Source organism: Winogradskyella sp., from assembly GCF_965656915.1.
Lineage (GTDB): Bacteria > Bacteroidota > Bacteroidia > Flavobacteriales > Flavobacteriaceae > Winogradskyella.
This window is the reverse complement of record NZ_CBFHMI010000027.1, coordinates 15359-30667: the sequence shown is the minus strand read 5'-3', so window position 1 is coordinate 30667 and position 15309 is coordinate 15359. Positions and strand designations below refer to the sequence as shown.

Annotated in this window: 15 protein-coding genes; 7 read left to right on the top strand and 8 right to left on the bottom strand. The window is 32.9% G+C overall.

What is annotated here, in order from left to right:
- Positions 1-275: 275 nt before the first annotated feature.
- On the top strand, positions 276-1604 hold the full coding sequence (mtaB, locus tag ACTG3Y_RS08440; RefSeq protein WP_439152488.1) for a tRNA (N(6)-L-threonylcarbamoyladenosine(37)-C(2))-methylthiotransferase MtaB: 1329 nt from the start codon (positions 276-278) through the stop codon (positions 1602-1604).
- 53 nt (positions 1605-1657) lie between these two features.
- On the opposite strand, the gene ACTG3Y_RS08435 is transcribed toward mtaB, so the two are convergent.
- Positions 1658-1954 (bottom strand): N-acetyltransferase, encoded by a 297-nt coding sequence (locus tag ACTG3Y_RS08435; RefSeq protein WP_439152487.1) that lies wholly within the window; start codon positions 1952-1954, stop codon positions 1658-1660.
- Positions 1955-2138: 184 nt separating this feature from the next.
- On the opposite strand from ACTG3Y_RS08435, the gene ACTG3Y_RS08430 reads away from it, so the two are divergent.
- Genes ACTG3Y_RS08430 through cls form a run of 3 tightly spaced genes read left to right on the top strand, consistent with a single transcriptional unit; the run spans position 2139 to position 5240 of the window.
- Complete coding sequence (locus tag ACTG3Y_RS08430; RefSeq protein ID WP_439152486.1) at positions 2139-2801, top strand: alpha/beta hydrolase; 663 nt, start codon at positions 2139-2141, stop codon at positions 2799-2801.
- A 51-nt stretch (positions 2802-2852) separates the two neighbouring features.
- The gene (locus tag ACTG3Y_RS08425; RefSeq protein WP_439152485.1) at positions 2853-3788 is read left to right on the top strand and encodes a lytic transglycosylase domain-containing protein; all 936 of its coding nucleotides are present in this window, start codon (positions 2853-2855) and stop codon (positions 3786-3788) included.
- 3 nt (positions 3789-3791) lie between these two features.
- The gene (cls, locus tag ACTG3Y_RS08420; RefSeq protein ID WP_439152484.1) at positions 3792-5240 is read left to right on the top strand and encodes a cardiolipin synthase; all 1449 of its coding nucleotides are present in this window, start codon (positions 3792-3794) and stop codon (positions 5238-5240) included.
- 7 nt (positions 5241-5247) lie between these two features.
- Here the strand turns inward: cls and ACTG3Y_RS08415 are convergent, their stop codons facing one another.
- Positions 5248-5826, bottom strand: coding sequence for a DUF2892 domain-containing protein (locus ACTG3Y_RS08415; protein WP_439152483.1), 579 nt, complete (start codon positions 5824-5826; stop codon positions 5248-5250).
- 159 nt (positions 5827-5985) lie between these two features.
- Between ACTG3Y_RS08415 and rpmH the strand changes: the two genes are divergently transcribed.
- The 3 genes from rpmH (at position 5986) to ACTG3Y_RS08400 (ending at position 10045) form a co-directional block, all read left to right on the top strand.
- Positions 5986-6147: a 50S ribosomal protein L34 gene (gene rpmH, locus ACTG3Y_RS08410; RefSeq protein WP_091426250.1), complete on the top strand. Its 162-nt coding sequence runs from the start codon at positions 5986-5988 to the stop codon at positions 6145-6147.
- Positions 6148-6245: 98 nt separating this feature from the next.
- Complete coding sequence (gene carB / locus ACTG3Y_RS08405; RefSeq protein WP_439152482.1) at positions 6246-9101, top strand: carbamoyl-phosphate synthase large subunit; 2856 nt, start codon at positions 6246-6248, stop codon at positions 9099-9101.
- A 77-nt stretch (positions 9102-9178) separates the two neighbouring features.
- Positions 9179-10045, top strand: coding sequence for a T9SS type A sorting domain-containing protein (locus ACTG3Y_RS08400; RefSeq protein WP_439152481.1), 867 nt, complete (start codon positions 9179-9181; stop codon positions 10043-10045).
- A 51-nt stretch (positions 10046-10096) separates the two neighbouring features.
- Here ACTG3Y_RS08400 and ACTG3Y_RS08395 read toward each other — a convergent pair whose 3' ends face one another.
- The 6 genes from ACTG3Y_RS08395 to ACTG3Y_RS08370 form a co-directional block, all read right to left on the bottom strand.
- Positions 10097-10636, bottom strand: coding sequence for an acyl-CoA thioesterase (locus ACTG3Y_RS08395; RefSeq protein WP_439152480.1), 540 nt, complete (start codon positions 10634-10636; stop codon positions 10097-10099).
- A complete protein-coding gene (locus ACTG3Y_RS08390; RefSeq protein ID WP_439152479.1) occupies positions 10629-11345 on the bottom strand; it encodes a DUF3307 domain-containing protein in 717 nt (238 codons plus the stop codon). The genes ACTG3Y_RS08395 and ACTG3Y_RS08390 overlap by 8 nt, the downstream gene beginning before the upstream one ends.
- Positions 11342-11953: a transcriptional regulator gene (locus ACTG3Y_RS08385; RefSeq protein ID WP_439152478.1), complete on the bottom strand. Its 612-nt coding sequence runs from the start codon at positions 11951-11953 to the stop codon at positions 11342-11344. The genes ACTG3Y_RS08390 and ACTG3Y_RS08385 overlap by 4 nt, the downstream gene beginning before the upstream one ends.
- Before the next feature lie 102 nt (positions 11954-12055).
- A complete protein-coding gene (gene rmuC, locus ACTG3Y_RS08380) occupies positions 12056-13378 on the bottom strand; it encodes a DNA recombination protein RmuC (protein ID WP_439152477.1) in 1323 nt (440 codons plus the stop codon).
- 85 nt (positions 13379-13463) lie between these two features.
- Positions 13464-14258, bottom strand: a complete 795-nt coding sequence (locus ACTG3Y_RS08375) for an ABC transporter ATP-binding protein (protein ID WP_439152476.1) — start codon at positions 14256-14258, stop codon at positions 13464-13466.
- A gap of 1 nt (position 14259) precedes the next feature.
- Positions 14260-15282 carry a FecCD family ABC transporter permease gene (locus ACTG3Y_RS08370; RefSeq protein WP_439152475.1) on the bottom strand — a complete coding sequence of 341 codons (1023 nt, stop codon included), beginning with the start codon at positions 15280-15282 and terminating at the stop codon, positions 14260-14262.
- Positions 15283-15309: the final 27 nt, after the last annotated feature.

Sequence of the window (15309 nt, the reverse complement as noted above, 5' to 3'; positions counted from 1 at the left end):
TCGAAAAGGCCGGATCTAATGATCCAATATTTTTATGTTCGTTATATCTAAAAACAAGATGGTTTTTATTAGATGCCTTATTTGATGTACAGGAAAACACCATTGCAATGAATAAAACGCATAATAAAGACTTCAATAAGAAATGAGTGAGTTTTAGCATATAACTTATATGTTGTAAATTTGCAGCCACAAAAATGGGAACCGTTATTTCAGCATTTAATTTGTGATAAAGGTAAATTTAAAAAGATCTTGAAACAAGTTCAGGATAACAAAAGATGGAAACAAAAAAAGTAGCATTCTACACCTTAGGTTGTAAGCTAAATTTCTCAGAAACCTCTACGATAGCCAGAAGTTTTAAAGATGAAGGCTTTAATAGAGTGGACTTTAAGGAAAAAGCAGATATCTATGTGATTAATACCTGTTCTGTAACTGAGAATGCTGATAAACGTTTTAAAACCATTGTCAAGCAAGCCCAAAAAGCTAATTCTGAAGCGTTTGTTGCTGCAATAGGTTGTTATGCGCAACTAAAACCAGAAGAGCTTGCTGATGTAGATGGTGTAGATTTGGTATTAGGTGCCACAGAAAAATTTAAAATCACTGATTATTTAAACGACTTGACTAAGAACGACTTTGGTGAAGTTCACTCTTGTGAAATAGAAGATGCTGATTTCTATGTTGGTAGTTATTCTATTGGTGACAGAACCAGAGCCTTTTTAAAAGTACAAGATGGATGTGATTATAAATGCACGTATTGCACGATTCCTTTAGCCAGAGGAATTTCTCGAAGTGACACTATGGATAACGTTTTAAACAATGCCAAAGAGATCTCACAACAAGGCATTAAAGAGATTGTACTTACAGGTGTTAATATCGGTGATTATGGTAAAGGGGAGTTTGGTAATAAAAAGCACGAACACACCTTTTTAGATCTGGTTACTGAATTAGATAAGGTAAAAGGTATCGAACGATTGAGAATTTCTTCCATAGAACCTAATCTATTAAAAAATGAGACCATAGATTTAGTTGCTAAATCTAGAGCATTTGTGCCTCATTTTCATGTGCCTTTACAGAGTGGAAGTAATGACATTCTTAAGAAAATGAAACGACGTTATATGCGAGAATTATATATCGATAGAGTTTCAAAAATAAAAGAAGTTATGCCACATGCCTGTATTGGTGTAGATGTTATAGTTGGTTTTCCTGGTGAAACAGACGATCATTTTCTTGAGACTTATAATTTCTTAAATGAATTAGATATTTCGTATTTACATGTATTTACATACTCTGAGCGTGATAATACTGAAGCTGCTGAAATGGATGGCGTAGTGCCTAAAAACGTACGATCCAAACGCAGTAAAATGTTACGTGGTTTATCTGCTAAAAAGCGAAGAGCATTTTACGAAGCACAACTTAGTACTGAGCGTACTGTATTGTTTGAAGGTGAAAATAAACAAGGTTATATTCATGGATTTACTGAAAACTATGTAAAAGTTAAAGCGCCTTGGAATCCAGAATTAGTCAACACACTACACGTAGTTAATTTGACTGAAATTGACGAAGACGGTCTTGTACGATTTGATTTTGTTGAAGAGTTAGTATCATAAAAAAACCGATACTTTAAAATATCGGTTTTTCTGAGTAGTATTTCTTTTTCAAATTATATACGAATACCAACTGGTAACATTCGTTTATATTTTCTATTACTTCTTACAAATTTTGCAATTTCAGGACTAGTAGGTACAACACTGATATTTCGTTCTTTGATATTGTCAAAAACGAGCGCTAAAAACTCTTTTTCAAAATCAGTAGTCTTGATACTTTCCGGAATAATCATTTTGGTTAAGAATATTTTACGTTCTTGTAATGAATATTCAATAACAGCCATTTCATCTTCAACCTTTAATTCAAATTGACGTAGAAATTCATTGTCAATCAATTCTGCAGTTTCAGTCATAATTTCATTTTTATAATTAGCGGTTGGCGTGTAGATACTCTAAATAATAGAGTTTTGCTGTGCAAAGTTACAAAAAATCCGTGAGACTTTAAGTTTGTTAGTGTTAAAACCTTAATGGATAAGTCATTATAGTAGAGTTATTTTGTTATTTTGCAGTTGTAATTATGTTTAATTCATTTAATTAATGAACTCAGATCTAACCCATGTTTATTTAATGCCTGGAATGGCCGCAAACCCTACAATCTTTGAACATATAAAGTTACCAGAAGATCGTTATAAAATTCATTGGTTAGAATGGCAGATTCCAGATAAAGATGAAACACTAGAGGCTTATGCTAAACGTATGTGTACATTTATTAATCACAATGATATTGTGTTATTAGGTGTTTCTTTTGGTGGAATTTTAGTTCAGGAAATGAGTAAGTTTCTCAAAATTAAAAAGCTCTTTGTTGTTTCTAGTGTTAAATCACATCACGAATTGCCTAAACGATTCAAACTTTTAAAAATAACTCGAGCTTATAAAATTTTACCAACACAGCTCGTAAGTAATATTGATTTATTAGCTAAATATGCTTTGGGAGAAACCGTTAAAAAGCGTGTAGATTTGTACAAAAAATATCTTTCAGTAAATGACAAGACTTATTTAGACTGGGCGATAAAACAAGTGGTATGCTGGGAACAAGAAGAACCTCATCAAGATGCTATATACATCCATGGAGATAAGGATCTTATATTTCCGCATTCGTGTGTTGGTGATTGTATTGTAGTAAAAGGAGGAACACATATTATGATAATCAATAAATATAAATGGTTTAATGAAAATTTACCTAAACTTATAGAATCTTGAATTTGAAAGAGTTAAATAGATTACTTACATTTTAAAAAAAATACGAAAGCCATGCAAATCTTAAAAAATACTTTAGCCGCAATAGGATTAGTCTGTGTCTCAGGCCTTTTCATCTTTTCAGTGCAAAAAGCACCTTCAGATGAAACTATTGGAAAAGAACAACCAATCGTAAATGATTATAATGTATATGCATTAGAAATGCCAGAAAACTTGAATTTTGCCGGTGAAATGGTACCAATGCAAGATCCTGATATTTATGAACGTATGGATAGAGAGCTTTTAGTAAACACCTATTGGCAATCTAATGGTCTCTTAATGTTTAAAAGAGCTCAAAAGTATTTTCCTATTATTGAGCCTATTTTAGAAAAAAATGGTGTGCCAGAAGATTTTAAATACTTAGCCGTTATAGAAAGTGGTCTTACAAATGCGGTTTCACCTGCCGGAGCACGTGGATTTTGGCAGATTATGAAAGCAACCGGCAGAGAAAATGGGCTGGAAGTAAATACTAATGTAGACGAACGTTATAATTTAGAAATGGCTACAGAAGTGGCTTGTAAGTATCTAAAAAAGGCAAAAAATCAATTAGGGTCTTGGACTTTAGCTGCTGCAGCTTATAATGCAGGGAATGCAGGTATATCTAGACGTTTAGAAGCACAAGGTGTAAACGACTATTACGACTTACTTCTTGGTGAAGAAACAGGACGTTATATGTTTAGAATAGTTGCCCTTAAAGAAATTTTAGGTCATCCAGATAAATACGGTTTTAATTTTAATAAGAACGATTTATATAAACCTATACCAACATATGAGGTTCAAGTTGATACTGCAGTAGCCGATTTTGCACAATTCGCAAAGCGTTTTGGTATTAATTACAAAATCTTAAAACTTCATAATCCATGGTTACGTGAGCCACATTTAAATAATAAGTCGAGAAAACTTTATAACATTGAGATTCCGGAAGAAGGTTACTATTCAACTAAACCTTAGTATTTGGAATATATCAAACAGCATATTTGGCAAATACTAATAGGCTTAAATTATGTTTTAGCACTATCTGCTGTTGTTACGATATTATTTAAAAAACTAAATCCAACAAAAACTCTAAGTTATATTATTGTGTTGTTGGTTTTTCCTTTTCTAGGTCTATTAGTCTATTATCTATTTGGGCAAGAATACAGAAAGTCTAAAATATTTTCAAGAAAAAATGTTTTAAACCAATCCGTTGTCAAACAGATTCAAAATGAATTTGAATTAGATATAAAAACTATTGAAAAAGTTGACGAACTGTTAGAAGAAAAATCAAAGTTAATACCTCTATTATATAATAGTGAGAAATCAAAACTTACCGTAAAAAATGAAGTAGAACTCATTAAAAATGGTGATGATAAATTTAAATTACTACTCAAAGATTTAAAAAACGCCAAACACCATATACATTTAGAGTATTTCATTATAAAAGAAGATAGTATTGGTTCTGAGGTTTTAAATGTATTATGTGAAACAGCAAAAGCAGGTTTACGAGTAAAAATTGTAATAGATGATGTCGGAAGTTCTATATCTTCAAAAATGAAACGAAAACTAAAGGAGAGTGGAGTGGAGGTTTTCTCCTTTATGCCTGTTTTATTTTCGCGTTTCACTGGTCAGATGAATTACAGAGATCATAGAAAAATTATAGTCATTGATGGGAAAATTGGTTATGTTGGTGGAATTAATATTTCTGATAATTATGTGAATGCTAATAACGATAGATATTGGAGAGATACTCATATTAGAATAGAAGGTGAAGCCGTCAGACAATTGCAAATATTATTTTTTACAACGTGGGATTTTGTAAGTGATGGAGATTTAGAGATTTTGGAAGAGCATTTTCCAAAGCATACATGTAAAGAAAATGTACCCTTACAGATTGCTGCCAGTGGACCAGATACCGATTGGTCTAACATAATGGAATCTATTTTTGTAGCAATTACTAATGCCGAAGACTTTATATATATTACAACTCCCTATTTTATTCCTAATGACGAAATAGTGACTGCGCTACAGGTTGCTGCAAGGAGTAATATTGAAGTGAAATTAATAGTTCCTAAAAATTCTGATTCATGGGTAGCAGAATACGCTACAAATTCATATTTGGAAAGACTTTTAGAGGCTGGTGTTGAAGTATATCAGTATACTAAAGGTTTTGTACATGCTAAGACTATGGTTGTAGATGGAGTATTCAGTTCTGTTGGTACTGCCAATATGGACTATAGAAGTTTTAACATAAACTTTGAAGTCAATGCTCTTCTGTATAATAAAGAGTTTGGTGATCAATTGGTAGATATGTTTAACACTGACCTTAAAGACACAACACAGCTGGACTTAGAGAATTGGAAACAACGATCTAAACGAATAAAATTCATTGAGGCCATGGCACGTCTTGCAGCACCTTTACTATAATACTGACCTATCGTCTACTTCTTCTGTTTTGTCTTGAAGATGTAGGCTGCCCATAATGCTGCTTAGGTATAGATGCTTTTTTCATTTGTTGTTTCATCATTTTTATTTGATCAGCCAACATATCACGTTTATCTAGTTTTTCAGCCTCAGTCAATAGTTTTTGAGCTTCTTGTTTTCTGCGCTTAGAAAAAGCAATACCCGCTAAATTTAATTTTGCCATTGCAAGATCATGATCCATTGATAGACCGAGATCTATAGCTTTTTTAAAATATTTTTCAGCCTCATTCATATTAGTTTGAGACACCATAATACCATTAAGATAGTTTAAATAGCCTTGTTGTTTTTTCACCAAAGCTCCTTCAGGATTTTTTATTTTATCTAACCACTTTTTAGCACCAGGAAAATCTTGTTTTCTTAATCTTAAAAACGCCAAGAGAATTAATTCATTCTTAAAATAGAGAAAGATAAATATTGTGGATAAAAGCAGAAACATTATACCATTACCTATGTACCCTTCAGTAAATTGATATATCGCATATCCAATGATTAAGGCAGCAATGACTAATTTTATATTTTTGTTAAACATGTTTTATTGTATTTTTGCAGTGCGCAAAGGTAATAAAAACAATTAAAATTTTTTTCTTTTTGGGTCTTGCTTAAGTAAAAACTTGTTGTATATTTGCACGCAGTTTTGAGAGAGGTCTCATCAAAGTAAAAGATAATTCAGATTTAAAAATATAGGACAATGCCAAAAAGAACGTTTCAACCGTCAAAAAGAAAGAGAAGAAACAAACACGGTTTCAGAGAAAGAATGGCTTCTGTTAATGGAAGAAAAGTTTTAGCACGTAGAAGAGCTAAGGGAAGAAAGAAATTGTCTGTATCAACTGAAACAAGACATAAAAAATAATGATTAACAATTGTTAATATTTTAAAGGTGTTACTTAGGTGTAACGCCTTTTTTTATACCCAATTGATAACTATTTTTGCAAACCAAAAGATATATTCATGCCAAAGAACAAAAACATTAAATCGATTTTACTAATAGGATCAGGTCCAATAATTATTGGTCAGGCTTGTGAATTTGATTACTCGGGATCTCAAGCTTTACGCTCATTACGAGAAGATGGAATAGAAACTATTCTCATCAATTCTAATCCTGCAACGATAATGACAGATCCAACAATGGCAGATCATGTTTACTTGTTGCCATTAACGACTAAGTCTATCATAAAAATTCTAAAAGAACATCCCCAAATTGATGCAGTTTTACCAACAATGGGTGGTCAAACAGCCTTAAATCTCTGTATAGAGGCGGATGAAAAAGGTATTTGGGACGATTTTGATGTCGATATTATTGGAGTTGATATTGATGCCATAAATATAACAGAGGATAGAGAAAAATTTAGAGAGTTGATGTTGAAGATTGGTGTAGGTATGGCACCACAAGCAACAGCAACATCTTTTTTAAGAGGAAAAGAAATAGCTCAAGAATTTGGTTTTCCGCTTTGTATAAGAGCATCGTTTACCTTAGGTGGTGCAGGTGCTTCAATAGTATATAACGAAGAAGAGTTTGATGAGTCTTTAACCCGAGGATTAGAGATTTCTCCTATACACGAAGTGATGATAGACAAAGCCTTATTAGGCTGGAAAGAATATGAACTTGAGTTGTTGCGAGATAAAAACGATAATGTTGTTATAATTTGTACTATAGAAAATATGGATCCTATGGGTATTCATACTGGTGACTCTATCACAGTTGCTCCAGCAATGACATTATCAGACAAGACCTTCCAGAAAATGCGAGATATGGCTATTCATATGATGCGCAGTATTGGAGACTTTGCTGGTGGTTGTAATGTACAATTTGCAGTCAGTCCGGATGAAGCGGAGGACATCATTGCTATTGAGATCAATCCACGTGTATCGCGTTCCTCAGCATTGGCAAGTAAAGCAACTGGTTATCCTATTGCGAAGGTAGCTGCTAAACTGGCTTTAGGTTATACATTAGACGAATTGAGTAATCAAATTACAAAATCAACGTCGGCATTATTTGAACCTACTTTAGATTATGTCATTGTGAAAATACCACGCTGGAACTTTGATAAGTTCGAAGGTTCAGACAGAACTTTAGGCCTGCAAATGAAAGCCGTAGGTGAGGTCATGGCTATAGGTCGTTCTTTTCAAGAGGCGCTTCATAAAGCAACACAGTCCTTAGAGATAAAGAGAAATGGTTTAGGAGCAGACGGAAAAGGTTATAAAGATTACGATACTGTAATTAGCAAATTAAAATATGCAAGTTGGGATCGTGTATTTGCTATTTACGATGCTATTGAAATGGGAATTCCGTTAAGCCGTATTTACGAAATCACTAAAATTGATATGTGGTTCTTGAAGCAATATGAGGAATTATTCCAGCTTCATAAAGAAATTTCTACATTTAAAATAGAAAACATAGAGCGTGAGTTATTACTTGAGGCCAAACAAAAAGGTTATGGTGATAGACAGATTGCCCATATGCTTGGATGTTTAGAAAGTCAGGTATACAATAAGCGAAGAGAATTAAATATTAATCGTGTTTACAAGCTTGTTGATACATGTGCAGCGGAGTTTAAAGCTCAAACACCATATTATTATTCAACATTCGAAAGTGAGGTAGAATCGGCTGATGGAAATGTGTTTGTAGATAATGAAAGTATAGTTACAGATAAAAAGAAAATCATAGTATTAGGATCTGGACCGAATCGAATTGGTCAGGGAATAGAATTCGATTACTGTTGTGTTCATGGTGTTTTAGCTGCCGCAGAATGCGGATATGAAACCATTATGATTAACTGTAATCCAGAAACCGTTTCAACAGACTTCGATATTGCGGACAAACTGTATTTTGAACCTGTATTTTGGGAACATATATATGATATCATTCAACACGAAAAACCGGAAGGTGTTATCGTTCAGCTAGGTGGTCAGACAGCTCTAAAGCTTGCAGAAAAATTAGAACGTTATGGTGTGAAAATTATGGGAACTAGTTTCCAGTCTTTAGATTTAGCTGAAGACAGAGGAAGTTTTTCTACCTTATTAAAAGAAAATAATATTCCTTATCCACAATTTGATACTGCTGAAACAGCAGATGAAGCCTTAGCTATAGCAGATGTATTAGATTTTCCAATTTTAGTAAGACCATCTTACGTTCTAGGTGGGCAAGGCATGAAGATTGTAATTAATAAAGACGAATTAGAAGCACATGTTATTGATTTATTAAAGTCAATACCTGGTAATAAGCTACTATTAGATCATTATTTAGATGGCGCTATTGAAGCTGAAGCTGATGCTATTTGTGATGCAGATGGTAATGTCTATATCATAGGTATCATGGAACATATTGAGCCATGTGGAATTCATTCTGGTGATAGTAATGCAACATTACCTGCATTTAATTTAGGAGATTTGGTGATGCAACAAATTATAGATCATACACATACCATTGCCAGAGCATTAAATACTGTTGGTCTTATAAATATTCAGTTTGCGATTAAAGATGATACGGTTTTTATCATTGAGGCTAATCCAAGAGCTTCTCGTACTGTACCATTTATAGCGAAAGCTTATAAAGAACCGTATGTTAATTATGCGACCAAAGTAATGCTGGGTGAGAAAAAAGTAACAGACTTTAATTTTAATCCACAATTAGATGGTTATGCAATTAAACAGCCTGTGTTTTCATTTAATAAATTTCCTAATGTTAATAAACAATTAGGACCAGAAATGAAGAGTACAGGTGAGAGTATTTTATTTATTGACAGTCTTAAGGACGATGAATTTTATGATTTATACTCAAGACGAAAAATGTATTTGAGTAAGTAAATACATACTTTTTCGACGAACTGTAGAGTGTAATTGCATAATAATTACTAATTTAGCTAAGAGTAAAACATATATTTATGAAAAGAACATTACTTATTATCGCTTTTGCGATGTTTTCAATATTTAGTTTTTCACAGATTTCGCCAGGTGAAACCAGTGATTTTGAAATTGATGTTGAAGGTTGGGAACATCAAATTGCCAATCCAAATGATCCAGTTCAGGTTGCTGATGGCGGTCCTAATGGTGCAGGCGATGGCTATTTAAGCACATCGAGCTCAGGCGCTGGTGGTTCTGGTTCGCGACATGTTTTTGCAAATGATAATGCAGAATGGATTGGAGATTACACAAGCGCGGGTATTGTTGCGTTTACCTTTGATGTAAGAAACACAAATGCAACAGAAGATTTATTTCTAAGGGTTGGCTTTAATGGAACAGGTTTCAATGATTGGGCAGCATCAACAAATCCCGTTGTTGTGCCAGCTGGTTCAGGTTGGACGTCAGTTACCATACCAGTTGAGGCATCAGATTTATCAATTTCTGGAAGCCCTACTACTGTAGCAGCAATTCTGGCAAATGTAACTCAAGTGCGCATATTGAGTAATGATGGGTCTGATATTTTACATAAAGGTCAAAGAGCTGCCTTAACTTCAGATTACGATAATATCGTAGCTGTTGATGTATTAAGTACACCAGAATTTGAAGTTCAAAACAATGAATTTAAAATTTCTCCTAATCCAGCAAAAAATAGATTAAATATTTCTATTCCTGATGGTAATGGAGATATGAAGTTAGAAGTTTATGATGTACTTGGAAAACGAATTTTTAAAGGTTTATTGACTGATTTAGATTCTTCTATTAATGTATCTAACTGGAAAACTGGTGTTTACTTAGTGAAAATTTCTAGTGATAAAATTTCTCAGACAAAACGTTTTATTAAGCAATAAATAAACGACAAGAATATTTCAAAATAAGCCATTTCAATAGAGATGGCTTTTTTATTTAAAATCAATCTTTACACGGTAATCTTTAAGTAGTTCCAGGTGACTGTTTACATTTTTATATACTTTAGATTGATCGAACTCCTTTTTTGTTTCGCTATTTCGCCTGATAATCGTTTTAATAAAGCGTTTCGCATCTATTTTAGATGATAGCACTAATCCAGGAACTTTAACGGTATCTCCATTTTTATCAATAGCAACCATCGTAAAATAAGATGAATTACAGTGTTTTTTCTTGCCTGTTCTAATATTTTCTGACTCTACGAGTATACCAACAACCATTGAAGATTTTCCGACATAATTAACTGATGATTTCATAGTTACGAGTTCGCCAACTTCAATAGGATTTAAAAAATTAACTTTATCTACAGAAGCTGTTACACAATAACTACCAGAGTGTTTAGAGGCACAGGCAAAGGCAATCTGATCCATTAGACCTAAAATAAAACCTCCATGTATTTTGCCTCCAAAATTAGTATTAGATGGCAGCATAAGTTGTGAAATTTGAATTCTGGAGTCTTCTATAGTTTTATACATAGTTTAGTAGATTTAAATAAAGTAAGCTGGTGATTATGGCAATGCCAAAGCTAATTAGTGTACCGATAAGGATGTATTCCGTAAGTTTGCGCTCTTTAGTTGAGGTTAAATCACCAAATCTAAAGACAGATTTAGCAGTTATTAAAAAGCCTACCGCCTCCCAGTGCCCTACTACAATAAATATAAATACTAATAAACGTTCTAGTATACCGATATATTTACCAGCATCTTTAAGGGAACCATTATCCTTGGTTAACTTTGAAATATCCCATTTAGAGAATATAACTTTCATTATTACTGATGTGGGTTGAGTTAAAAATCCAGCACATAAGACTAATAAGAGTGTCTGAGCACTCATCGTTAAATTGAATTCAAAATCACCGTTATAAAAGTAGAATACTAAAATAAAAAGTGTAATTATGTGTAATAATTGGTCTGCAAAAAAATAAAATCGTTTTGTCTTTTTCTTTTGTAAAATGAGTTTTAAAGCATCAATAATAAAATGTAAAGTACCAGCGAATAAAATTAAAACGGTATAGCTCAAATCCCATACAATAAGAAATAGTAACGCAATATGAATACCGATATGAATGTATAACCACTTAGATTTTAGTTTCTTTTTCTCTTTACTCTTAACCCATTTTTGTGGTTGTAAAAAGAAATCTCCAATAATATGTGCTAGAATAAGTTTTAGGAGTAATACAATCATAATTGCGTTATTTTTTGTCTATACATTTTATCTAATTCTAGGATTTCGTCTAAATAAGCACGTTTTTGACGCTTACTTACTGCATCTTGGCTAATACCAACTAGTTGAGCTAATTCAGTTTGAATCATGTTTGGGTGCTCTAAACTAAGCTTTACTATTTCTGCAGAATTGGTTGTCCAGTTATCCATAGCAATAAGTGCAAGTCTAAAGTAAAGATTAATTTCTTTATTGAGTTTTTCATTACTTGTTTTTAATTTAAGATTTTGTTTTTCCTTTTTAAGAGTTTCAAAGGTTTCACCAGAATAAATAAAAGCTTCTCCGTTAGACTCACTTACTGAATCACCGTGATAATCCTTTGCGCCAATTCCAATAGACATGCGTGCGTCTATATCCTTAATTGATTTTAAAAATGCTTTAATATAAACAGCTGTTCTAAAACTATCTTCTACGTTACGGCACTCTAACTGAAAGCTGTCACCTCTGTAGATATCGAAGAAAGAAGCGTCTTTAGTGAGTTTCAATAATACTTTTTTTAAAGGGTTGAGCCACAAATCTTCGCTAATAGCTTTACGAGATTTAATAATATCACCTGTTATTACACTAGTCATCATACTTGTATTTACTAACAAATATATGCCTTTTAAATGGAATAATATAATATATTCCTTTTTTAAGGAATAATATAAGTTATGATTGTGTAGTGGAATATATTAAATATCATCTTCAGATGCACGCTTAATGATACTTTCTGGTAAGGACTTTTTAGCCTTAGCACCCATTTTTTTGATTTTTTCTACTCTAGAGATAAGGTTTCCTTTGCCTTCAACCAATTTGTTCATAGCAGAAGAATAATCATTTTTAGCAGCATCAATCTTTTTACCAACACCTGTTAAGTCAGTAACTAGTCCTTCAAATTTATCATATAATGCTCCTGCTTGTCGCGCAATTTCTATAGCATTTTGTTGTTGCTTTTCATTATTCCACATGGTGTCTATAGTACGTAGAGTAGCAAGAAGGGTAGAAGGAGTTACAATGACAATGTTTTGTTCAAACGCTTTGTTATAAAGTGAATTGTCTTCGTTGATAGCAACAGCAAAAGCGGGTTCGATAGGAATAAACATCAAGACAAAGTCTGGCGATTCGATATCATAAAGATCCTGATAATTTTTAGCAGATAATTGATCGACATGTTTTTTAATGGAATTAACGTGCGCTTTTAAATAAATGTCACGCTCGTTATCATCAGCATTTACAAGGCGCTCATAATCGGTTAAAGATACCTTAGAGTCAATAATCATCTTTTTAGAATCTGGCAGATGTAAAACCACATCTGGCATTACACGCGAGCCATCTTCACGTTGAAAGTTTTGTTGGACAAAATACTCTCTGTCTTTTTCTAAACCAGATTTTTCTAACACACGCTCAAGAACCAATTCGCCCCAATTCCCTTGCGTTTTACTATCGCCTTTTAGAGCTCTTGTAAGATTTGTAGCTTCTTTAGCCATTTGCTGGTTGAGATCCTTTAAACCTAATAATTGTTCTTTTAAAGCAGAGTGCATACTAATACTTTCCTTTTGTGTGTCTTCTACTTTCTTTTCGAAGGTTTTTATTTTCTCTTCAAGAGGATTGAGAATGTTCTTTATATTCTCTTTATTCTGAAGCGTGAATTTCTCTGACTTTTCATCTAATATTTTTGAAGCCATTAATTCAAAATCCTTTCTCAGCTGTTCTTGCTGTTTGGCTAATTCTTCGTCGCGCTTTAGATTTTGTTGTTGAAGATTCTCAAATTCAGTATTACGTCTAGAGAGTTCTGTATTTAAAAAATCCTTTTCTTTACGTATAGTTTCGCGCTCAGTTTCAATTTTATCAACGTTTTTCTTAAGCTCATCTATAGTATTATTGAGTTGTACTTGACGTTCTTCTAAGGTACTTTTATCTCCTTTGTTTTTAAGTTTTGCAAATTGAAGTCCAATAAAAGCGCCAATACCTGCTGAAATAAGGATGGCTATAAAGAGAATGATAGTATCGTTCATTTTTGAATGAGAAATTTATCAAAGATAATTTATTTTAACAGGACGAAAGATGCTGAAAACAGGAAGTTTTTAACATCAAAATAATTTATTTCGAAACTCTAAAACTACCTGTAGTTTTATCAAATGCGATTAAATCTTTAGGAAAAAGTGATTCAAAAACACCTTGAGATATGAGGTTGCATGGTTGATCACAAACCACATTGTCTTTTTGCATTACAATCATGGTGTCACACAATTGTATGGCTAAATCAATTTCGTGAGAAGAGAATAAAATCGTTTTACCAGTTTCTTTAGTTAACTTTTGTAGCAATTTTAGAATATAAGCTTTATGATACATATCGAGATGTGTGGTTGGCTCATCTAAAACGATGACATCCGTATCTTGTGCTAATGCACGTGCAAGCATTACTTTTTGTAATTGACCATCACTAAGCTCATAACATTTTTTATCTTTTAGATCTTCAATATTTACTAAATCAATAGCATTATCTATAGCTTTATTGTCTGTAGCTGTAAGATTACCTATCCAATTGGTATAAGGGTGCCGACCTAAAGCCACCAATTCATATACTGAAAGATTTTTTGACGTTAATTGCTCTGTTAAAACAATACTTAATTGTTTAGCCAAAGCTGCTGTTGAAGTAGATCTTAAATCGTGATCATTAAGTAGTATCGATCCTGATAAAGCAGGTTGCACTTTTATTAATGTTCTTAATAATGTGGACTTTCCAATTCCGTTTGCACCAACTAAACCAATTAATTGCCCTTTCTTTAATTCGAAATTAATATTCGAAGCAACAATAGTTTCAGTTGTCTTAGAATTATAACCAATAGAAAGTTCCTCTGCTTTTAAGACGATATTTGATGATTCTTTCTTCATACTAAAACATCATTTTTCGTTGTCTTACTAATAACCAAATAACAACAGGCGCACCAACCAAAGCGGTTATGGCATTTATGGGTAAGGTATAATCACTGCCAGGTAGTTGTGCAATACTATCACAGATTAACATGATAATGGCACCAAATAAAAATACAGCTGGTAATAATATTTTATGATTAGAAGTTTTAAAAATCTGTCTGGTTAAATGCGGAATAGCCAAACCTATAAAAGCAATCGGACCGGCAAAAGCCGTTATAGTACCAGCTATGAGGCTAGTAGCAAAAATGATTTTAAATCGACTTTGTTTAAGATTTAACCCTAAGCTTTTAGCATAATTATCGCCAAGTAACAACGTATTCAATCCTTTTATAGAAGCAATACTGAGAAGTAGTCCAATGCCATAAATACTAAAGAATATTAATAATTCTTGCCATGATAAGTTACTTAAACTACCAAAACCCCAAAATATATATTGTTGTAGTTGTTCTGCTGTACTGAAATAAGATAACACACTCACAACGGCTGCTGTAATACTTCCAAACATTAAACCTATAATGAGAATAGCCATAGTGTCTCTAACCTTACTAGAAACTGCTAAAACCGCTAACAGTACTAAAAAACTACCTATACTGGCAGCAATAACTATGCTCCATTTAGAAATGAGCGCTGCTGCTAACCATCCGCCAAAAATTCCAGAGCCTAATATAACCAATGCAACACCTAAACTAGCACCGGAGCTTATACCTAATACAAAAGGACCTGCTAACGGATTTCTAAACAAGGTTTGCATTAATAAACCAGAAATGCCTAAACCTGAGCCAACCAAAATTGCGGTGATGGCTTTAGGAAGTCTGAAGTTCGTAACAATAATTTCCCAATTTGAATTTTCAATACCACCAAATAGACTTGAGAATATATCGGCTAATGGTATACTTACCGAGCCTAAACTAATATTAACGAAAAAGCAAATAATTAATACTAATACTAAAGCTATAAAGGAGTATGTATGATTTTTCTTCAAATTAAATTGTCATTCTGAGGTATGAGG